The organism is Clostridium sp. MCC353 (genome assembly GCF_018785315.1).
Taxonomy (GTDB): Bacteria; Bacillota; Clostridia; order Lachnospirales; family Lachnospiraceae; genus CHH4-2.
In genome coordinates this window covers 1-20,128 of the sequence record NZ_WQPN01000002.1, presented here as the reverse complement: position 1 = coordinate 20,128, position 20,128 = coordinate 1, and the positions used below count along the sequence as shown (strand labels likewise).

At 46.1% G+C, this 20,128-nt stretch carries 15 protein-coding genes, 7 tRNA genes and 1 rRNA gene; 20 read left to right on the top strand and 3 right to left on the bottom strand.

The window, feature by feature from the left end; genetic code table 11:
- From GPL15_RS00160 to GPL15_RS00125, 8 genes are all read left to right on the top strand, one after another.
- Positions 1–117: ribosomal RNA gene (locus GPL15_RS00160) — 23S ribosomal RNA — on the top strand; the annotation flags it as partial.
- A 109-nt stretch (positions 118–226) separates the two neighbouring features.
- Positions 227–299 (top strand) — tRNA-Asn (locus tag GPL15_RS00155).
- 23 nt (positions 300–322) lie between these two features.
- A tRNA-Glu gene (locus tag GPL15_RS00150) sits at positions 323–394 on the top strand.
- A 27-nt stretch (positions 395–421) separates the two neighbouring features.
- Positions 422–495 (top strand) — tRNA-Ile (locus tag GPL15_RS00145).
- A gap of 33 nt (positions 496–528) precedes the next feature.
- Positions 529–602: transfer RNA gene (locus GPL15_RS00140), tRNA-Asp, on the top strand.
- 55 nt (positions 603–657) lie between these two features.
- Positions 658–730, top strand: a tRNA-Val gene (locus tag GPL15_RS00135).
- Between the two features lie 24 nt (positions 731–754).
- Positions 755–840: transfer RNA gene (locus GPL15_RS00130), tRNA-Leu, on the top strand.
- A 116-nt stretch (positions 841–956) separates the two neighbouring features.
- The gene (locus GPL15_RS00125; RefSeq protein ID WP_215695000.1) at positions 957–1,802 is read left to right on the top strand and encodes an RNA polymerase sigma factor; all 846 of its coding nucleotides are present in this window, start codon (positions 957–959) and stop codon (positions 1,800–1,802) included.
- Between the two features lie 107 nt (positions 1,803–1,909).
- Here GPL15_RS00125 and GPL15_RS00120 read toward each other — a convergent pair whose 3' ends face one another.
- The 3 genes from GPL15_RS00120 to GPL15_RS00110 are packed head-to-tail and all read right to left on the bottom strand — an operon-like array spanning position 1,910 to position 7,399.
- Positions 1,910–3,805, bottom strand: a complete 1,896-nt coding sequence (locus tag GPL15_RS00120) for an ATP-binding protein (RefSeq protein WP_215694999.1) — start codon at positions 3,803–3,805, stop codon at positions 1,910–1,912.
- Position 3,806: 1 nt separating this feature from the next.
- Complete coding sequence (locus GPL15_RS00115; protein WP_215694998.1) at positions 3,807–6,680, bottom strand: Ig-like domain-containing protein; 2,874 nt, start codon at positions 6,678–6,680, stop codon at positions 3,807–3,809.
- 2 nt (positions 6,681–6,682) lie between these two features.
- The gene (locus GPL15_RS00110; RefSeq protein ID WP_215694997.1) at positions 6,683–7,399 is read right to left on the bottom strand and encodes a LytTR family DNA-binding domain-containing protein; all 717 of its coding nucleotides are present in this window, start codon (positions 7,397–7,399) and stop codon (positions 6,683–6,685) included.
- A gap of 175 nt (positions 7,400–7,574) precedes the next feature.
- Here GPL15_RS00110 and GPL15_RS00105 point away from each other — a divergent pair, with 175 nt between their 5' ends.
- The 12 genes from GPL15_RS00105 to GPL15_RS00045 all read left to right on the top strand — a co-directional run bounded on the left by GPL15_RS00105 (position 7,575) and on the right by GPL15_RS00045 (position 19,706).
- Positions 7,575–8,315, top strand: coding sequence for a LytTR family DNA-binding domain-containing protein (locus GPL15_RS00105; protein WP_215694996.1), 741 nt, complete (start codon positions 7,575–7,577; stop codon positions 8,313–8,315).
- A 369-nt stretch (positions 8,316–8,684) separates the two neighbouring features.
- Complete coding sequence (locus GPL15_RS00100) at positions 8,685–9,377, top strand: RraA family protein (protein WP_215694995.1); 693 nt, start codon at positions 8,685–8,687, stop codon at positions 9,375–9,377.
- Between the two features lie 119 nt (positions 9,378–9,496).
- Positions 9,497–10,279 carry an IclR family transcriptional regulator gene (locus GPL15_RS00095; protein ID WP_215694994.1) on the top strand — a complete coding sequence of 261 codons (783 nt, stop codon included), beginning with the start codon at positions 9,497–9,499 and terminating at the stop codon, positions 10,277–10,279.
- A 174-nt stretch (positions 10,280–10,453) separates the two neighbouring features.
- Complete coding sequence (locus GPL15_RS00090; RefSeq protein ID WP_215694993.1) at positions 10,454–11,041, top strand: cytidylate kinase-like family protein; 588 nt, start codon at positions 10,454–10,456, stop codon at positions 11,039–11,041.
- Between the two features lie 35 nt (positions 11,042–11,076).
- Positions 11,077–11,766 carry an alpha/beta hydrolase gene (locus tag GPL15_RS00085; RefSeq protein WP_215694992.1) on the top strand — a complete coding sequence of 230 codons (690 nt, stop codon included), beginning with the start codon at positions 11,077–11,079 and terminating at the stop codon, positions 11,764–11,766.
- Positions 11,767–11,844: 78 nt separating this feature from the next.
- A tRNA-Arg gene (locus tag GPL15_RS00080) sits at positions 11,845–11,918 on the top strand.
- 577 nt (positions 11,919–12,495) lie between these two features.
- A complete protein-coding gene (locus GPL15_RS00070; protein WP_346344871.1) occupies positions 12,496–12,804 on the top strand; it encodes a helix-turn-helix domain-containing protein in 309 nt (102 codons plus the stop codon).
- A 1,250-nt stretch (positions 12,805–14,054) separates the two neighbouring features.
- A complete protein-coding gene (locus GPL15_RS00065) occupies positions 14,055–15,755 on the top strand; it encodes an ABC transporter substrate-binding protein (protein ID WP_215694989.1) in 1,701 nt (566 codons plus the stop codon).
- Between the two features lie 84 nt (positions 15,756–15,839).
- Positions 15,840–16,763: an ABC transporter permease gene (locus GPL15_RS00060; protein WP_215694988.1), complete on the top strand. Its 924-nt coding sequence runs from the start codon at positions 15,840–15,842 to the stop codon at positions 16,761–16,763.
- A gap of 1 nt (position 16,764) precedes the next feature.
- On the top strand, positions 16,765–17,736 hold the full coding sequence (gene nikC, locus GPL15_RS00055) for a nickel transporter permease (RefSeq protein ID WP_346344870.1): 972 nt from the start codon (positions 16,765–16,767) through the stop codon (positions 17,734–17,736).
- Between the two features lie 13 nt (positions 17,737–17,749).
- On the top strand, positions 17,750–18,742 hold the full coding sequence (locus GPL15_RS00050) for an ABC transporter ATP-binding protein (protein WP_215694987.1): 993 nt from the start codon (positions 17,750–17,752) through the stop codon (positions 18,740–18,742).
- The gene (locus GPL15_RS00045; protein WP_215694986.1) at positions 18,732–19,706 is read left to right on the top strand and encodes an oligopeptide/dipeptide ABC transporter ATP-binding protein; all 975 of its coding nucleotides are present in this window, start codon (positions 18,732–18,734) and stop codon (positions 19,704–19,706) included. The genes GPL15_RS00050 and GPL15_RS00045 overlap by 11 nt, the downstream gene beginning before the upstream one ends.
- Positions 19,707–20,128 lie beyond the last annotated feature (422 nt).

Sequence of the window (20,128 nt, the reverse complement as noted above, 5' to 3'; positions counted from 1 at the left end):
AGATATCTCATACGCAAGTAGTAAGACCCCTTGAAGACGACGAGGTAGATAGGGCAGAGGTGGAAGCATGGCAACATGTGTAGCTGACTGTTACTAATCGGTCGAGGGCTTAACCAAGTTGGTTTAGGAAAGAGGAACCGGTGTGAAACCGGAACGGATGGAACGGCAGGAATGCTGTGGATGATATATAATTCAGTGTGTGGTTTTGAGGGTACATACCCTATGATCCTTGATAGCTCAGTCGGTAGAGCACGCGGCTGTTAACCGCGGTGTCGTAGGTTCGAGTCCTACTCAGGGAGTTTGTTTCTTGAAAAATTAATACGGCCCCATGGTCAAGCGGTTAAGACATCGCCCTTTCACGGCGGTAACACGAGTTCGAATCTCGTTGGGGTCATTGTGTCTTAGAATAAATATTTATTTTGGACCTTTAGCTCAGTTGGTTAGAGCAACCGGCTCATAACCGGTCGGTCCTGGGTTCGAGTCCCCGAAGGTCCACTAACTCTGAACTAAATATTTGATCATTATTTTGGCCTGGTGGCTCAGCTGGTTAGAGCGCCGCCCTGTCACGGCGGAGGTCGTGGGTTCGAATCCCATCCGGGTCGTTGACATCTTTGTAAAAAAGGTGTACAATTATTTACAATTATATATTTATTCCCTGGGATCTTAGCTCAGCTGGGAGAGCATCTGCCTTACAAGCAGAGGGTCATAGGTTCGAGCCCTATAGGTCCCACTAGAAGATATTTATTATCTTCATGCCGGCGTGGCGGAACTGGCAGACGCACAGGACTTAAAATCCTGCGGACCTAATCGTCCGTACCGGTTCGATTCCGGTCGCCGGCATTGAAAAGAACAATCTTAAACGATTGTTCTTTTTTTATTTTTATGTTTAAATGTGTCACACGCAGTTTATAAATTTGTCTAATAGTATAATAGAATAAAATATCTGGAGGTACGAGATGGAGAGAGAGGAAACAAACCGATTAATAGATCTAGCGGTAGGCGGGGATAAGGCGGCGCTGGATCAACTGATGGCACAGATTCAAGACAGGGTATTTAACATTTCTCTTAGAATGCTGGGGAGTGTTGCGGATGCGGAGGATGCAAGCCAGGACATATTAGTGCGTGTTATGACAGGACTTCCTGGATTTAGAAAAGAGAGCAGTTATTTTACATGGGTTTATCGGATTGCTGTTAATTATCTGATCAATTATAAGAAATCAATGTTTGCTAAACATCCTCTTGATTTTGAGTTTTATGGACAAGATATTGAAAAGGGACCTTTGAATTATCAGGAAGACCTATTCGAGGAGAAGGAGAGGGAATTGTTAGCAGAGGAATTAAAACTCTCCTGTACTAATGTTATGCTTCAATGCCTGGATCCCCAGAGCAGGTGCATTTTTATACTAGGCACCATGTTTAAAGTAGATAGCCGGATTGCTGGAGAAATCCTGGATATGAGCCCGGATAATTATCGTAAAAAATTATCCAGGATTAGAAAAAAAGTGGGAGATTTTTTATATCATTATTGCGGCCTTACAAAGACAGGCATGTGCTCATGCCGGAATCGGGTTGGTTATGCAGTATCACAGCACAGGATTAATCCAGACAGTCTCGAATTCAAGAATTTGAAAAGACTGGATCAAGATACCTTGGATACGGTTAAAAAAGAGATGGAATTATTGGATGAGGCTTCCATCATATTTTCAAACATGCCGGAATACCGGCTGCCGGATAAGGCCAGGATGTTTATAGAACAAATGATTGGATCGGAAGCGATGAAGACCATTGGGGCCGATATTTAAAGTAAAAGGTGAAGGCATTTTCGAAAAAGCCTTGAGGTTTTAAAGTAAAGGGTGAAGGGATTTCCGAAAATCCTCGAAATTTAATGTCATGCCAATGATATCAATTTTTAGATCTGTTTCCATAAAACAATTGAAACTTCGAATTCTTCACCACCGGGATTTAAGTAAAATTGCCCGCCATTTTGTTCTACCAGTTCCCGGACGCTGGCAAGGCCGATTCCTTTTCCCTCATGTTTGGTGGAAGTGATTTGATCTTCATAGGAGCTGAAAACCCCGTTCCAAGTGTTTTTTACGGTCAGCAGAAGATTTCCTTTTGATATTTTGGAGTATACTTTGACAATGCGTTTTTCTTTTGGCAGCATTTCTGCGGCATCAATTGCGTTTTCAAGAAGATTGCCGAATAAGATGCCAAGGTTCCAGCTTTCCAGTTTGAGTTCAGGTGGAAGGGATACTTTTAGTTCCATTGGAACCCCTTTTTGGCGAGCTATTTTGATATAATAATTTAATACAGCGCTGGCGGCATGGTTTTCACAGAGCGTTGGCATGCTGGCCTGTTCGGTATTGTCTTTGCAGCCTCTTATGTAGAGTTCCATTTCATCATATTGTTTTTGTCCGGCGAGTTCGATGATGGTATTTAAATGATGGCGCAGATCGTGGCGCATTCTGCGTATCTCTTCAAAATTGCCGGTGATGACCTGGTAGTTTTCTTCCTGAAGCAGAAATTGCTTTTTCATCAGACGTATATTTTCAGTGAGGGCGGCACGGCCTGCGTATGCATTGACTGTGTTAAACCAGAGCCCTCCGGCTAATGAAAGGACAAACAGGAAGGAGGCATTTTCAACGGGCCATCCGAAACGTACCGGCTCAAAAACCGGGGCGGTTGTCTGGAACATAAGAGAGAGGGCGATGGCGCAGAGACTGGCCAGCAGAGGACCGGTCATGGGCTCTCCTCGTTTTTTGTTAAACAGCGCGGTTATGATCAGCCAGCCGAACAGGATCAGCTTATAACAGTCCAGGAAAATGGAGTAGGCCAGCATATAGTTCAGCTGGTGCTTCAGGAACAGCGCGGGAACAAGAAGGGAAATCAAGGACACCAGGCTGCTTGAAATGAGAACAGCCATTCGGGATTTCCCATTTATTCCACAAAGATTACAGTGCAGTGCGGTAACTGCCAAAAGGAAGAGATAAAAACTGACGTCTTCCAGGTGATAGGACCAGTATCCGGCTCCAAACAGATGGAACAGAGGATACATGATATGTATGGAGAACAGGTGGCAGATGAGGGCAAATAAAACCATCTGCTTTCTTTCAGTTCCTGTTTTTAATCCAATCGTGAGATACATGATTCCTATGGTACATGATGAAATAACCATAATACAGGTTCGCAGAAAGCGGAAGAAGATAAGGTCTGAGACCGCTTGTGGAGTGCCAAATGCGGGGGGATAGACCATTCCGCTGTAATAATGGCTGTGGTCGGCAGCCTGGACGACCAACTCGGCATTTCCTGAAGCCTGAAAAGTGACGATGCCGGTCCGTATGCTGGGATAAATGTTTTCAGAGGATACGTTTCCCAGATCGCTGACCAGCCTTCCGTTTATCCATATACGGGAAGAGGAATAGATTTCCGGAAGTTCCAGGGCATATTCTCTTACCTCCTGAGGTAGGAGGATATTCAGGCGGTATGTGGCGCAGCCATGGGGGAAGAGGCATGAGCTGTTTCCTTCAAAACCGCCATATTGCCCGAGGTAAAGGTAAGAAGGTTTCCTGCCTTCAAATTCTCCGGGGGATAAAAGCTGCTGGGAGTAGTATTCCCAGCCGTATGCCAGGATGGTAATAGGCTGGGAGGCTGCCGCGCTGCTCAGATCCAAAATCCCATGGTTTCCGTAAATGCTGTTGTAATTATATTTGTTGTCATGGCGGTATTGCAGCAGAAATAATGGGATGGTCAGGATAAGGGCACAAATAATCCAAATCAGCCGTTTTAAATAAGGCCGTGTTTTCACATCATCGCCTCCTTATCATATAATAACCGGCAGCGCCGCCAAGGAAAATAGCGGAGGCGCCTATGAGAATTCTCAGATATTGATAATCTGATATTTTATCGGCTGGTCTTTGATGTGCCCACGGAGCAGCCGGGTCCATTTGGACGCTCATGGCAGTTTCTGTATCAGAGGCATCATCAGGGGATGGGAAAGCTGGTTCCGATTCTGTAAGCAGGCGTTCGGGGAGAGCCGTGTTTGGAAGCGTCGGAATTGGAACAGGGGAGATATCCGGCAGAGATGAAAGCTTGTGATTTTCAGTTTTAAGGTCTTTATTGCCGTTGCCCGTTCCGTGATTTATTTTATCGGATGCCCCGTTGACGGATGGATTGATAGCGCTATTGCCGGAGGTATTGTTTGGTGCGGTATCCGGTGGAGTATTGATATCTGAACTGCTGCCGTTATCTGAGCTGCTCTCGTTATCTGAACCGTTGCCGCTAGCTAAACTATTGCTGTTATTCGAACCATTGCTGTTATCCGGCCTGCTGCTGCCATCAGGATTGCTGCTGTCATTTGGTTTATCGCCGCCATTTGGTTTATCGCTGTCATTTGGTTTACCGCTGTCACTAGGTTTATCGCCGTCACTAGGTTTATCCCCGTCCTCCGGCTTACCGCCGCCACTAGGTTTATCCCCGTCCTCCGGTTTACCGCCGCCACTAGGTTTATCCCCGTCCTCCGGCTTACCACCGCCACTAGGTTTATCCTCATCCTCCGGCTTACCGCCGCCACTAGGTTTATCGCCATCCTCCGGCTTACCGCCGCCACTAGGTTTATCCCCATCCTCCGGTTTATCCCCATCCTCCGGCGTTTCAGAAGAAGATATGTCAAATAGTCCTTCCGGCGGTTTTTCATAGCGTTTACCGCCGCCTCGTTCTCCGCCCGTATCTATTGCAAAATAAAGGCCCATTAAATCGTGATAAATGTTAATGGCAGAGGAATATGTTTCATGGTCAGTGCGTGAATTCTGCTCAATTTGAAGCGTGTAACCCTTGTCCCTCAAGTAGTTTTTTTTCAGGTGGGATACGGAAAGGTTCTCGCCGGTCAAATGGACGTTTGGCATATTTGTGACGTTGTACCAACTGAGATTGCCGTCCATGGAGCACCATACTGTTATTTCTGACAGATCTTCAAATGCTATAGGGGCATCATCCTCTCCAAAGAATTCCAGGATGGCTGTATTATCTGAAAAAAGTTTATTTTCTTTTGTGTATAGATTAAACGGCGATTTCCAGGGGGAGACGGATATCGTTAAGGTGAGTTCTGGCATGTGCTCAAAATCCAGCATATGTTTATATTCTTTTATTGACTGCGGGGTAAATTCTCCATAGATTACAGTCTCTCCCGGTTGATTCCAATCGATAGAATCTGCCGGGGCCCAGTCCCACTGTACGGTAAGTGGGACGCTTTTGTTTCTGGGGCTGTCTGGGGTATTTCCATAGAAGACATTAATATTATCATAATACTTGCGAACCAACGCCCCACTGTCTCCCTGCAATACATGAACTGTTAACGGTTGGTTTCTTGGTATAGAAGTTTTGTACTCCAGTATTTGATAGGGCCCGTCTAAAATGACGGTATCGTCCCAGATACTGCCGGATTCCTCATTCCATAGTTCGCCGCCTTCTTTGCCGCCGGAGAAAATGAGGCTGGCTGACGGATTCCCGTTTGTGTAAGAGACTTCTACAATATCGGAACAGGAGCAGTGAGGTGTGCCGAGATCTAAATCGGAGATCTGGAATAATGAATCAACGGAAACGCCCGAAACCGTAAGCCGGTCTTTCCAGATGTTCACTCTGGCGCTTTGACCGATATTATGCCAGCTGACGCCTCCATCCAGGCTCTCATATAAAATTATGGAGGTATTGTCCAACGATATGGGACTGCCCTTCAATAGGTATTTTAAGGTCAATAATCCGTTGTCCAGCTCCGGTTCGAATGACATAACTCCACTTTCCAGGATGTCAATGGTAAAGGAAGGGAGAGGCGTTTCATCCCAGTCCAGCGGATATGGGCATAAACCTGTATCTATGATTCCGGTAACCGTGTAGGAGCCTTCTGTTGTGAAATCGACTTGGGATAAGTCCCATTCTACCGGAAGTTCCCAATAGTCATCTAAGTGGCCTTCGGGGCCGTCTAAATATAATTCTACGGTGTCGGAGAGCTCATAATAGGGATCGAAATCATCTCCTAATTTTAATATCAGATCTCGGTCCGAATAATTAAAGTAATAACCGCAGAGGGTGTATTCATTGTCCCCACATTCCAATAATGCAAAAGAGGGAGTGGCTGTGTTGTAAAACAGGCCGTCTGATGGAGCCTGTATATCATTTATCAGGGGGAAAACGTCTCCGGTTGGTTCCTGAGCATCTGCAGTATCTTCTTTAGAATTGTTCCCGGAGCCGTTGTCTCCGTCCATGCCGTCTTCAGAACCGTTGTCTCCGTCCATGTTGTCTTCGGAACCGTTGTCTCCGTCCATGCCGTCTTCAGAACCGTTGTCTCCGTCCATGTTGTCTTCAGAACCGCTGTCTCCGTCCATGTTGTCTTCAGAACCGCTGCCTCCGTTCATGCCATCTTCAGAACCGTTGTCTCCGTTCATGCTGTCTTCGTTCATGCTGCTTCCGGAATCACTGTCTCCATTAAGGTTGCCTTCGGTACCACTGCTGTCGGCATTGCTGGATGTGGCAGCATACACTACTAACGGACATGGCTGTACATACTTGGAAGATACCATGGGAAATGCCATGGTATTTTCTACGGAACTAGGTAAGATACCGTCAGCAGCCAATATAATAAACAGAGTACCCGTTATGATAGGAAGTAATCGATGTTTTTTATTCATAGTTAGTTGTCTGTCATAGAAACGGTTAGAAACCGTCCATACTCTCTTTCAAATTTTTTTTCATATGCGCGGCTTAAAGGTACGCGTTCCCCGGTTCGCAGAAAAATATCATTTCCTTGTCTGGTATCGATATAATCCATGTTTAATAAAAAGCTCCGATGAGTGCGTAAAAAACGGGTGTCAGAAAGCTCTTGGCAGATGTTCTCCAACGTGCACCGCAGTGTAATGTCGGAAGCGGCATGGATAACCGTTTGATTGCGGAAGACTTCTGCAAAACGGATTTGCTGCAATGGAACTTTTATTTCTTTTCCGGAAGTGGAAACAGTTATGTATCTGGCCGCTGATCGGAGCAGGTCCTCACATCTTTCTAAAGCTTTTTCGACACGTTCATAAGTCACCGGCTTGACAAGATAGTGTTCTGCATTTACCTCATAGCTTCTCGCATAGTGGTCGGTGCTGACTGTAACAAATATAATTGCACATTTGCTGCCTTCTGCGCGCAGCAGTTCAGCCAAATCCATGCCGGAAAGCGGTTCCATATAAATATCCAGGAACAGGATCTGAATCTCAAAATCCTGTCGGGCAGCTTCTAAAAGCTGGCTGCTTTGGGCAAAATCAAGAATGGTATAATCCAGCATATGATTGGCGGCGTATTGGCCGATGAACTCATGAAGCTGGTTTACTACAGCTATATCATCGTCACAAATTGCTATTTTCACAAAATCCCTCCCTGTATACAGAATAATATATTTATTTAAGCATAGATGATGGGCTCTTGCAAGTTGATAAGAAACCGATTGTCCCGTTTTCCTGCTGCTTATCCCAAAACACTTATCAAAATGGCTGTTTGGCGTTATTTTTAAAAGATGTAGAAAATGGTACCGGAGGTGGAGTATGCTGGCAGCTATTTGCGATGACGCGAAGGCGGATAGGGAAAAAGTTGGTGAATTTCTTGCGCAGAAAATGAAAAGCCGGGGAGAATCTCTACAGATCAAGTATTTTGACAGGGGAGAAGATTTGATCGAAGAGTATGATAATGGAAATGTTGTATTTGACATGATATTTATGGATATTTATCTGGGACATTTAAATGGTATGAACGGCATGGAGACGGTTCGGAAAATAAGAAAATATGACAGAAAAGTATCCGTGTTTTTTATGACGTCCTGCCCTGATTATGCGGTGGAAAGCTATGAGGTCCGGGCAGACGGATATCTGCTGAAGCCGGTGGATAAGGAAAAAATAGAAAAGGCGGTCAACCGTTTTATGGAGGAGCGGTATCCCAGGATCAGACAAAGCCTGCTGATGGTCAACGGAAATACCGGAAGGCGGATTGCCTATGATGATATCATTTATATAGAAAGCAGAGGCAGAAATCTCAGGGTGGTATGCAGCGGGGGGATAGAACATATCATACGGAAGAAATTGGCCGATGTCCAGGCTGAGCTGATCCAGCCGCGTTTTTTAAAATGTAATCAGAGCTTTATTGTTAATATGGATTATATTGCTTATGCAGACGAAGATTTTACTATGGACAACGGGGACATCATACCGATAAAGGTGAGGGAGAGAAAGAAGATCAAGGAACAGTATTTTACATATACATTGAGACAAGAATGGCATACTGTCTGCTGAAGCGGAATTGGCGAGTGTATACCCGTATGATGGTAAATAAAACGAATCAATTGCAATCCGGAGATGGAGATGGTGAGGGTGCGCTGCTGATAGGAAGCGGCGCCCCGGTGCATAAATGATATAGACAATAAAAATGGGGTTGAGGAATTTTTAATTAAAATAGCCTTGTAGCATAACCAGATAGTGTAAACAGATCGTGTAACCAGATAATATAACCAGGTTTTATTTGACAGAGTTATTTAAAAGGTATATCATAAGAATATAGTAAAACTTAATTTTATACAATAAACTATTGAGGGGATTTTTATTTTTTGCCAGTACAATAAAACTTGGTTTTATTGTACGAAACTGTTTGAAAGGAGAAGTGTGATGATTCAATGGAACAATGATGATGAGCTGTTTGAACTGATGAAAAGGGAATTGTATACGGCCGTAATCGGGGATATTATGGATGAAATGGGGCTGTATCATCAATTTCTGCCTCCGCAGATCAGACCGCTGGATAAACGGATGATGGTGGCGGGAAGGGCGATGACCGTGTTGGAAGCAGATACTTATGGCGATGACCGGGACGGCGGATATAATCCGTATATGAGCAAACCATTCGGACTGATGCTGGAGGCGCTGGACGACTTAAAACCCAATGAAGTATATGTCTGTACAGGGGCCTCGCCGGAATACGCGTTGGTTGGAGAACTGATGGCAGCCAGAGCTAAAACGTTAAACGCGGCGGGAGCTGTGGTCAATGGGTATATCAGGGATACCAGAGGGATCCTGGAGCTTGACTTTCCCTGTTTCAGTTATGGAAGCTATGCGCAGGATCAGGCGCCCAGGGGGCGGGTGATTAATTACAGGGTTCCTGTTAAGTTGGGAAATGTGGTGATTCAGCCAGGGGATATTGTGTTTGGTGATGTGGATGGAGTTTTGGCAATCCCACAGCATGTGGAAAAGGAAGTGATTGAGCGGTCCTATGAAAAGGCAACCGGTGAGAAAAAGGTATTAAAAGCGATTCAGGAGGGGATGGCGGCTGCAGAATCATTTGCAAAATATGGAATTATGTAGGCCGGTCATTAGAAAAATAATGTAGACAAATCATGCAGGTTGAGGTCTGCTGGATTGACAGCCCCTGATGGCTGTGATAGGATTTTGTTAAATGTAAATAAGTTTTAGGGAGTGAAAATTTGGCGGGAAATGATTATACCATCGCCGCGGTTTTAAAGGCGCTGCGGGCATTAAAACAGTTTAATTCCAACCGGAGGGAGATGACTTTGACCGAACTCAGCAATTGCTGTGATATGACAAAGAGCAGTATGCTGAGGATTCTGGCAAGTCTGGAAGCAGAGGATTTCGTGAAATATGATGAGGCGGCCAGGAAGTATAAACTGGGGATCGCCATTTTCCATCTGGGGAATACGGCATTTGACTTTCTGGATATCAAAAAGACTGCGCAGCCTATTTTGAAACGTGCGGCGTCTGAAAGCAGGCTGTTGATTCACCTGGCCGTTCTTGAGGACGATGAAATCGTTGTGATTGACAAGATATGGCCCTCGGAGAATCTGGATATGGCGGCATTGATTTCCTATGTGGGAGGCTCTGTTCCTGTACATTGTACGGGTGTGGGCAAGGTGCTGGCGGCATATGCCGATGAACGTCAGAGGGAGATTCTGCTGGACCGGTGTGATTTCAAAGTTTATACTGAAAAAACCATTGGAAGCAGGGAACAGTTTCTGGAGGAACTGGAACAGGTCAGAAAAACAGGAGCGGCTTTTAATGACGGGGAACATGAACCCTATCTGCGGTGCATTACCCGTCCGGTATATGATGGGGAGGGGAAGGTTGCGGCAGCGGTTTCCTTATCCGGGTTAAAGGATGTGATCACAGATGAGAAGTTGGAATTCTACGACGGGATTTCACGGAAAACAGCCGCGGCGGTGTCCAGGGAGCTGGGACATCATTTGAGGTGACCCCATTGGCCGGAGGCATTTTCCGCCCAGATAAAAAGAATATTTGTACCGGACTATGATCCGCAGCCAGGCTTTAGAGGATGGCTGCGGATTCTTAATGGAATGATGAAAGAACGGTGCAAAATATGTAACTTTGTGATAGAATAGAGAAAAAGGAAAAGGAGGCTGGTATTTATGAGTCATGTGATAACCATAAGCCGTGAATTTGGCAGCGGCGGACGGGAGTTGGGGCTTCGTTTGGCGGAGAAGCTTGGAATACCGTTTTATGATAAAGAACTGATCTATATGGCGGCTAAGGAAAGTGATATTGCAGAGGATGTATTTCACAAGTATGAGGAATCTGTGGATCATTTGGAAGTGCCGGTTTATACTCCATTTTCCAACATTTATCAGGTTCCCATGTCGGATCAGATTTTTCTGGCGCAGGGAAGGGTGATTAAAAAACTGGCGGATGAAGGGCCTTGCGTGATTGTGGGCCGGTGTGCGGATATGGTTTTGGAAAACAGTGTGAACCTGTTTATCTGCGCACCTATGAAGAAGCGTCTGGAGCGGATGCTTACCATAGAGGCCGGGGCAGATCCCAAGGAGATGGAACGCAGAATCCGGGAGATCGACAGAAAAAGGAAGGATTATTATCAATATTATACCGGCAATACCTGGGGCAGGGCGCCGCATTATGATTTGTGCCTGAATACGGGGAAAGCGGGCATAGCCGGCTGCATGGCCACTGTTTTAGCATATTTGGAAACTCTGAAGGATTAGGAATTATCTGCACGTTGATGAGATAAGGGAGAATCATGGGAATAGACTTATATTATACAGAGTGCGGAAAGGGAGAGCCGCTGGTGCTTCTGCATGGCAACGGTGAAAACTGTGGTTATTTTAAGCACCAGATGGAGCACTTTTCTAAAGAATATCATGTGATTGCGATTGATACCAGAGGACATGGAAAATCGCCCAGGGGCACAGAACCCTTTACATTAAAGCAGTTTGCCAAGGATTTGAAGGCATTTCTGGATGAGAAAAAGCTGGGGCAGGTGAATCTGCTGGGATTCAGCGACGGGGGAAATATTGCCCTTATATTTGCAATTAAGTATCCCTCTTATGTAAAAAGGCTTATTTTAAATGGAGCGAATCTGTATCCATCCGGTGTGAAGCTGAGGTGGAGGATTGAGGGATATCGGGAATATCTGAGGCTTTTGACTTCCGGGAAGGAAGAGAGATCCAGAGGAGAAGCCACTAAACTGGAATTGATGAGGCTGATGATCAAAGAACCCCATATCAGGACATCCGTGCTTTATGAACTGAAGATGCCTGTCTTGGTCATTGCCGGAACTAAGGATATGATCCGTACCTCACATACCAAACGGATTGCCGGGGCAACCCTGCGGGGGAAACTGGCATTGATAGAAGGGGATCATTTTATTGCGGCGAAGAATCCGGCTGTGTTTAATGCCGCTGTAGAAAACTTTTTAAAAACTTCCTGAAAAATACTTGACAAGAATGGGAAAATAGATTAAAATTTGTAATGTTGCAGAGATAAACTGTGACATTACAAAAAATATGTGTGTGTAGCTCAGCTGGATAGAGCACTTGGCTACGGACCAAGGTGTCGGGAGTTCGAATCTTCTCACGCACGTATAGGAAAAGCCCTGGATCGATGATCCAGGGCTTTTCTAATTACTTACGAACAGACCGATAGGAATTAAAAAAAATAGGGTCCAAAACATACGGATTTACGTTAAATTCGTACACAGATGCGATATGCATATATATTTGAGTTGTACTGATACTCGAATGTCCCAGCAAAATCCGGAGCATCTCAACAGAGCCGCCGCCAAGTATAAAACAGGTTGCAAAGGTGTGTCTTAAAAGATGGGGCTTTAACCGCTGGATATTGGTGCGCTTACGAAGACGGACAAACAGGGACTTAATACAGGATTCAGAAAATGGGTTCCCAGCTATGCCGGAAAAGAGGAGATCTGAATCAATTATGTTTCTGTGTATATTTACATACTCATACAAATATTTTCGTAAATTACGTGACATAGGAACCACACGTTCTTTGGAACCTTTCCCGCGAATCAAAATACAGCGGTTATTAAAATTAACATCCTGAACACGTAAAATACAAACCTCATTTGAACGCAAGCCGGCATCCAGCATTAAATGAACCACACAATAATTACGGCATCCAAGAGAGGTCTTTAAATTAAATAAACCATCAATTACAAACAGTCAAATTACAAGAGAACTTGAATTATCCAAAAAATGCAATAGGTAATTATAAAAACAATCAAATTCCAAATGCAACAATATTAGTTAAATTAGCCCAATTACTTGGGACAAGTGTAGAATATTTGATGACGGGAAAGCAAGCAGAACAACTAACAATAGAAGAAAATAAAATAATAGATGCATATAGAAAAGCAGAACCAGAGATCAAAATAGCCATCCGTAAGTTACTGGATATAAAAGACCAGCAGGATCAGTCATCAACTTACAAGACTGGTTTAAAAAAATAGATAATTATGGTAAATCATGTAAATACATAGTATAATAAACGGGCTGTCTACCCTATACCGCACAGCGGAAAGGGGGTGCAACATGAATAATATAATAAATTTCCTCTTTTCGATCATAGCGAGTGTAGCTGGTAACTACATAAGCAAATGGCTAGATCGAAATGAAAAAGACAGTTAGCCTAAGAAGAACCCCCAGAGACTAGCCCTCCCTGGGGGTTCGATTTTGGTGCAACATGGTATAATAAATTTCCTGGTAACATTATTCTATTCCATTCCACCAAAATTGTCAATAAAAATGTATCTCAAAAAAATCCGGATCCAACCGGATGAGAACCAGGTTTAAGCAAAATTTGAGATAAAAAAGATAGATAAAAAAGAAAATAATTAGTTACTTGCTATGTCCGCGGCACAGCTCGAACCATTCCCTCACGCGAATAAAATAACTAAAAATTTGGGCCCTCCAAATTTTCTTAACGTTATTTTATCCGCTCCGGTCATTCCTTTCGAGCTGTGCCGCTACACTTGGATGGGACCCCCCATCCAAGCCTCAGAAGGATACAATATAACCAAAATACAGTCAAAAAAGGCAAAACCAAAAAGACAAAACCCAAAAATACAAACGTGTCAGTAACACAACTAAGTATCATATAACAAAAAAAGAAATACATGTAACTATGGACCAAGGTGCCGGGAGTTCGAATCTTCTCACGCACGTATAGGGAAAGCCCTGGATCGATGATCCGGAGCTTTTTGTTGCCTGCAAAAAGGGGCAGTCAGATTATAAGAGGACTTGAACTATCCCAAACAGCCAATCTCCCTATATCACACAGCGGAAAGAAGATGTGACATGGAAAATATACTCAGTTCCTTCTTCCGATCATGGCGAGTGCAGCTGGTAACTATATAAGCAAATGGCTGGATCTGAAAAAAAGACAGTTAGTCAAAATAAAAAATCCAGACCTGACCGCAGCCAAGTGTTTTTCTCATTGTTTTGTCCGTATATTCTGCAAACTGTGAAGGCAATATTTTCGCCATAGGCTTGTCTGCCATTAAGCCTAAAAATATAAAGTTTTCCAGCCAAAATAGTTGAAATTATATAGCCAATATGTTATTATTTGAACATTAAGTCGAAAACCGGATAAATATGCATAGGTGCATACTCCAAAGTGGGAGTGCACCGTTTTTTGTATTGTCAGGGAAGTTGTGAAACATCCATTGGCTGCCCGGTTAAGAAGAGGAGGAGCTTAATTATGAAAAAGAAACTCAGTTTATTGTTGGCAGCAGCAATGACGGCCAGTCTGGCTTTGACCGGATGCGGCGGTTCCGGTAGCGGCGGGGCGGCAGGCAGCGGAGGGGCAGCAGGCAGCGCAGACCAGACCACGGCGGCGGGAGCGGCCGGGCAGGAGACCACCGCCCAGAGTTCATCATCATCTGTGGACACAACAGGTTTTCTGGCTGTGGCTAATGTATCTGATGTTCAGACTGCCGACGTACAAAAGACATCCAAGGATTATCAGATCCCTCTTAATATTTACGACCGCCTGGTGGACATTCAGGTGGCGGAGGACGGGACTTCTTCTGTGGTGCCCAGCCTTGCGGAATCATGGGAGATTTCAGATGACGGCCTTGTATATACGTTCCATTTGAGAAAAGACGTTAAGTTCCATAACGGCAATGATTTAACATCAGAAGACGTTGCGTATACGTTTAACCGGCTTCTCACCGTAGAGGGGGCTACCAATACGGAGTTTATCGACCAGATCAAGGGCGCGGCTGAATTATATGACGGTACGGCCGACAAACTGGAAGGTATGGAAGTGGTTGATGATTATACCTTTAAAGTTACGTTAAAAGAAGCTTATTCAGGCTTTTTAGCCTGCCTTTCAGCACCCGGCGTCTCCATTTATGACAGTGAAGCCACTGAGGCGGCAGGGGATCAGTTCGGTTTGGATCCTGCAGTCACTGTGGGTACAGGGCCATTTAAGTTCGCTTCCTGGACGCTTAATGACCAGATCGTTCTGGTTGCCAATGAAGACTACTGGAGAGGGGCTTCCAAGCTTCCCGGAGTTGTGATTAAAGTTGTGCCGGATACGGAGACCCAGACCATGATGTTTGAAAGCGGCGAACTGGATCTGATTGACCTGGATTTCGTACAGGATGCGGTGGATCATTTTATGGAAGCTTATCCAGACCAGATCGTATCAGGCCCTCGTGTGGGAATCACATATTTTACCATGAATCAGAATAAGGAGCCTTTTAATGATGTGAAGATCCGCAAGGCGGTTCAGATGTCAATTGACCGTCAGGCCATTCTGGACGCGTTATACGGCGGCAGAGGCGATGTGGAACACGGTATTTTCCCTCATGGGCTGATTGGGTTTAACCCGGATCTTCCTGCCATCAACTATGATCCGGAAGCTGCCAGGGCTCTGCTCACCGAGGCCGGATATGCGGATGGGTTTACGATGGAAATCGGAGCGGACGGAAGCGCATCCGACACGGTGACTATGGCGCTTGAGATCATCAAAGACCAGCTTTCGGAAGTTGGAATCAACGCTGAGATCAAAAACTACGATGAATCCACCTGGCTGGACACCAGAAATGCCGGGGATATGGGTTCTTTCATGAGCACCTGGACTGCGGACTACAATGACCCGGATAACTTCATTTATACATTCTTCGGCAATGCGGATAAGACCAGGATGAGATCCATCAATTATCCGGATACGGAGGTTATGGCCCGTGTACAGGCGGCAAGAACGATTGTGGACAATGACGAAAGGCTTGCTGAATACAAGGCTTTAGAAGAAAAGATCATTCAGGAAGATGCAGCATGGGTTCCCATGTTCTCAAGACAGCATTTATTTGCAGTGAGCGCCAGAACAGAAGGATTCAAGGTATCATGGAATGGTTTAAGTGATATCAGCTTCTATCCGATTTCTGTTAAATAATTGATAAAACATTTATGGATGCCGCAGAATGAGGATGACTTGTTTTGCGGCATCTATTTTTGTGAAAAGGAAGGGATTTGTCTCGTGATTAAAAATATCGTCAAACGTATCTTGATATCGATTCCGGTTTTGATAGGTGTGATTCTGATCATTTTCGTTATGCTCCGCATTGTTCCGGGAAATCCAGTGGCAACCATGATGGGGGAACATGTAAATGAGGCGGTGATCGAAAAAGTGAGCAGGGAAATGGGCCTTGACCAGCCTCTTTATGTCCAGTTTTTTAAATATGTGGGAAATGCCCTCCGCGGTGATTTCGGAACTTCGTACCGGCTGAACAGGAATGTGACGAGTATTATTCTGGAGTCATTTCCCAACACGGTGAAGCTGTCCGTGTGCGCTGCGGTTGTGGCGTGGATCATCGGCATTGTGTCGGGCATCGTGGCGGCGGTCAAACAGAATAAGCTGCTGGACCGTTTGTTCATGGGCGGTGCGCTGATCGGCGTTTCCATGCCGGTGTTTATGACAGCTTTATTTTTACAGTATACTCTGGCATTTAAGTTAAAGCTTTTCCCAGTATCGGGGTATAATTCCCTGGCCTGCATGGTGCTTCCGGCCATCGTGCTGGGGTGGAACTCGGCGGGGAGCATTGCCCGGATGACCCGTTCCAATCTGTTGGAGGTCATGCAGGATGATTATATCAGGACTGCCAGGGCCAAAGGGCTTAGGGAATGGGGCGTTATTGTTGGCCATGCGCTGAAAAATGCCATGCTTCCCGTAGTTACCATGATGGCGCTTCAGATCTCCAGCATGTTGTCGGGAGCCGTCATTACGGAAAGCATTTTCGGCGTTCCGGGGATCGGGCGTCTGGCGGTCAATGCCATTGAAACGAGGGATATGCCGCTTTTACAGGGAACGGTTGTATTTACGACGATTCTGGTTATCGCGGGAAACCTGGTTGCCGATTTATTATATTCCGTATTGGATCCTAGAATCAGGGAGGGCGCATAAGATGGGAAAATTACATAAAAACAATCCTCTGAAGGCATCGGCTGTGACAGCCGGACAGGGTTCTGCGGAGGTTAATTCTGAAAATGTGCCGTTTCATATTCCTGATATGGATTCCCAGATCGGCGAATCGGATACCTGGCTGGATAAGGTGAAAACGATGGTGAGGCAGAACAAGCTGGCCGCATTTTCGGCGGTTGTGATCATTCTCATTCTGCTGGCCGCCATTTTCGCGCCTGTTGTGGCTCCTTATGATCATCTGAAGCAGAGCTTGGCTGACCGGCTGCAGGCCCCCAGCGCCCAGCATTGGCTGGGGACGGACGAACTGGGCAGGGATGTGGTCAGCCGTATCATCTACGGCGCCAGGGTTTCTTTAACCATCGGGCTTGTGCCTACGGTGATTTCCATGATCATTGGAACGATTCTGGGCTTGTTTGCCGGTTTTTACGGGGGCAAGGTGGACTTTATCATCATGCGTCTGGCTGACGTGATGCTGGCATTTCCATCCCTTCTTTTGGCTATGGTTGTGATGTATACCATGGGAGGAGGGCTTGTGAACATTTTCATCGCCCTCAGCCTTGTGAACTGGGCGGGGACGGCCCGCATCGTCAGGTCACAGACGTTGTCGTTGAAGGAAAAGGAGTATGTGGAAGCGGCCCGGTCCATCGGTGTGAAGAAATGGACCATCATGAGACGCCATATTCTGCCTAACTGCATTCCTTCTCTGATCGTATTGTTTACGCTCAACATACCGTCGGCCATTCTTTCCGAATCCAGTCTGAGCTTCCTTGGCGTCGGGGCCCAGCCGCCTTCTGCCAGCTGGGGCTTAATGGTTGTCCGGGGCAAGAAATATCTGTTCAGCGAACCGTGGCTTTCTTTAGCGCCTTGTGTGGCCATTATGATTGTGGTGATCGCATTTAACTTTTTAGGGGACGGCCTGCGGGATGTGCTGGACCCGTATTTGAAAGAGCAGTAAGGGGGAGATCAGGATGAGTGATAATACGGTATTGGAAATCAAAAATCTGAAATCCCACTTTTTTACGGCCAAAGGGGAGGTCCCGGCTGTGGACGGTGTCAGCATTTCGGTTCCTGCGGGTAAAATTATCGGCATTGTGGGGGAATCGGGCTGCGGAAAGAGCATGACGGCCATGTCGGTGATGGGGCTTTTGCGCCATCCGGGGAAAATTGTGGACGGGACCATTATGCTGAACGGGCGGGATATTACCTACCTTTCTAAAAAAGAATTGTCCGAGGTGCGGGGAAATGAGATTTCCATGATATTTCAGGAGCCCATGACCTCTTTAAATCCTGTTTACCAAGTGGGGAAACAGGTGAGGGAGGCCATTCTCCTGCATCAGAAGATGAGTAAGGAAGAGGCAAAACAGAAGGTGATCGACATTTTCCGGGAAGTGGGGATTCCGGAACCGGAAAAACGGTATCATTCTTATCCGCACCAGTTGTCCGGCGGCCTCCGCCAAAGGGTGATGATCGGTATGGCTATGGTGTGCAGGCCCAAGGTGATGATCGCGGATGAGCCTACCACGGCATTGGACGTGACCATTGAAGCCCAGATTCTTAGACTAATGAGACGGCTCTGTGATGAACAGGGGACGTCTATCATTTTAATCACCCATAACATGGGAGTTGTGGCGGAGCTTTGCGACTATGTCTATGTCATGTATGCGGGAAAGGTGATGGAACAGGCGGAGACATTTGAATTGTTTGAAAATACCCAGCATCCTTACACCAAGGGGCTGTTAAAATCCATTCCGAAACTGGATGGGAAAGAAGAACGGCTGTATACAATTGAAGGGGTGGTTCCCAACCTTCTTCACCTTCCAAAGGGGTGTAATTTCTGCAACCGCTGCCAGCAGGCAGAAAAGGTCTGTTTTGAGAAAAAACCATGTTTGTATCAGACATCCCAGGGACATGGAGTCAGATGCTTTCAGTATGAACAAGAGGTGCAGTTGGATGGAATATAAAAATGTGCTGGTTGAGGCAAAACATCTGGTGAAGGAATTTCCGCTGGATGGAAAAAAGGGAAAAATGGTGGTGCATGCGGTTTCGGACGTGAATCTTCAGATTTATGAAGGGGAGACGCTGGCTCTGGTGGGGGAATCGGGCTGTGGAAAGAGTACCCTTGGCCGGGTTTTGATCCGGCTTTTGGACCCCACTGCCGGGGAAGTGGCATTTGAAGGCGTTGATATTACGGGGCTGAAGGAAAAGGAGTTTGCGCAGTACAGAAAGCAGATGCAGATCATTTTTCAGGACCCATACGCTTCTTTGAATCCGCGGATGAGTGTAAAAGAGATCATTGCAGAGCCGCTGGTGACGCATGGGCTTGCGAAGACGAAGCAGGAGATTGAGGATCAGGTCAGGGAGCTGATGAAGGAGGTGGGAATTCCGGCAGAGTTCATCAACCGCTATCCGCATCAGTTTTCAGGAGGGCAAAGGCAGAGGATCGGGATAGCCAGGGCGATTGCGCTGCATCCGAAACTGATTATCTGTGATGAGCCGGTTTCGGCCCTGGACGTGTCCATCCAGTCCCAGGTGCTGAATCTTCTGAAGGATTTGCAGGCGCAGTATCAACTGACTTACCTGTTCATTTCCCACGATCTGAGCGTGGTTAAATTCATTGCGGACCGGGTCTGCGTGATGTTTTTGGGGATGATCTGTGAAATCGGGGATACGGACAGCTTGTATGAGAAGCCGCTCCATCCCTATACCAAGTTTCTGTTAAATGCAATTCCAAAGGCGGATCCCAGATTCAGGAATGAAGAGAAGGAACTGCTGACAGGGGAAATTCCCAGCCCTGTGAATCCGCCGTCGGGGTGCAGGTTCCATACAAGGTGCCCTTATGCCAGGGGAATCTGCGGGGAGCAGACGCCTGAGGGAAAGCGAGTGGGGGACAGGCAGGTGTTCTGTCATTTTCCGCTGGGAGATTGAGGACAGGCGGAGTGAAATGAGGATGAGAATGGCGGGAGTTGTGCCGGGAACCGTGGAATGAGCAGCGGGAGCCGGGGCGGGCGGACTTTACCGGGGACGGGGAGGTTCGGGCGTTCCGGGGCCTGCTGTTTTTTTGTGGGTATCGAAGGAGAGAGGGGCTGAGATTTAACATGAAGGGCTAACATGGAGGGCTAACATTGAGGGCTAAGGCATTTTCAGAAATGGCCTTACGCTTTACTTTAAGAGGCCAAGTCATTTTCAGAAATGGCCTCAGGCTTTACTTTAAGGGGCCAAGTCATTTTCAGAAATGGCCTCAGGCTTTACTCTAAAAGGCTAAGTCATTTGTAAGCGATACAAAACAGACCGTAGTGTACAACTGATAACCATCTGCTATACTCTTTTCAAAAGATTGAAGGAGGATA

Bases quoted from the DNA above. Each gene is read 5' to 3' on its own strand.
- GPL15_RS00125 (WP_215695000.1), top strand. From the start codon at position 957: ATGGAGAGAGAGGAAACAAACCGATTAATAGATCTAGCGGTAGGCGGG.
- GPL15_RS00115 (WP_215694998.1), bottom strand. From the start codon at position 6,680: ATGAATAAAAAACATCGATTACTTCCTATCATAACGGGTACTCTGTTT.
- GPL15_RS00105 (WP_215694996.1), top strand. From the start codon at position 7,575: ATGCTGGCAGCTATTTGCGATGACGCGAAGGCGGATAGGGAAAAAGTT.
- GPL15_RS00100 (WP_215694995.1), top strand. From the start codon at position 8,685: ATGATTCAATGGAACAATGATGATGAGCTGTTTGAACTGATGAAAAGG.
- GPL15_RS00090 (WP_215694993.1), top strand. From the start codon at position 10,454: ATGAGTCATGTGATAACCATAAGCCGTGAATTTGGCAGCGGCGGACGG.
- GPL15_RS00085 (WP_215694992.1), top strand. From the start codon at position 11,077: ATGGGAATAGACTTATATTATACAGAGTGCGGAAAGGGAGAGCCGCTG.
- GPL15_RS00065 (WP_215694989.1), top strand. From the start codon at position 14,055: ATGAAAAAGAAACTCAGTTTATTGTTGGCAGCAGCAATGACGGCCAGT.
- nikC (WP_346344870.1), top strand. From the start codon at position 16,765: ATGGGAAAATTACATAAAAACAATCCTCTGAAGGCATCGGCTGTGACA.
- GPL15_RS00050 (WP_215694987.1), top strand. From the start codon at position 17,750: ATGAGTGATAATACGGTATTGGAAATCAAAAATCTGAAATCCCACTTT.
- GPL15_RS00045 (WP_215694986.1), top strand. From the start codon at position 18,732: ATGGAATATAAAAATGTGCTGGTTGAGGCAAAACATCTGGTGAAGGAA.